The organism is Oleiphilus sp. HI0066, from assembly GCF_001635725.1.
In genome coordinates, this window is record NZ_LWFH01000056.1 from 1 (window position 1) to 795 (window position 795).

2 protein-coding genes are annotated in these 795 nt (G+C 44.3%); both read right to left on the reverse strand.

The annotated features are described in order from the left end of the window. Nucleotides 1–600 (reverse strand): biotin/lipoyl-containing protein (locus tag A3738_RS01055; RefSeq protein WP_304440050.1); only part of this gene is annotated, 600 nt, incomplete at its 3' end. 12 nt (nt 601–612) lie between these two features. Next, nucleotides 613–795, reverse strand: a 183-nt coding sequence (locus A3738_RS30330; protein ID WP_197473497.1) for a hypothetical protein, incomplete at its 5' end; no start/stop codon positions are given.

Here is a 795-nt window from a genome sequence, read left to right on the forward strand (position 1 = left end):
TGGTTCGCTAGTAGCTTGCGTTTTGATCAAAGCGATAACCTCGCCTTCTTTGACTTTGTCACTAAGAGAAACTTTAAAATCTAGAATCTCTCCCGCTACGGGACAAGGTATATCCATCGAGGCCTTATCAGATTCAAGCACAATGATGGCATCATCAGCATTAAGGTTTGTCCCTACACCAGCGCAAAGCTCAATGACCTCTACCTCATCGGCTCCGCCAAGGTCAGGTACAATGACTTCAGTAGTTGTCGATTCTGAAACTGCTTTCGGCACATTTTGCTCTGGCGCAGCTTCCTGAATTTCAGCAATAGGCTTTTCTTTAACATCCTCTTTCTGTTCGCCGCTTTCTGGTTCATCAGAACTCTCTGCAGATACAGATATTAGAGTATCGCCTTGTTTTACTTGGTCACCGACTTTCACCTTAATGGCATCAATAACACCAGCACTCGTTGCCGGTACTTCGATGCTCGCCTTATCTGATTCAAGCACGATAATCGGATCATCAATCGCGATCGAATCCCCTACATTCACTAATAGCTCAATAACTTCAACCGCGTCTTCGGTACCTACGTCAGGAACGTAAATTTCTATACTATTCATACGTTCCTCCTATTACCGCAACATTGGCGCAATACTACTGCGATCAATTTTATATTTTCGCATGGCCTCAAGACTTACACTTGAGTCAATTTTTCCTTGTTTAGCGAGACTGTCGAGTGCTGCGATAACGACGTAATAACGATCAACCTCAAAGAATTGACGTAATTTCTCTCGCGTATCGCTGCGCCCAAAGCC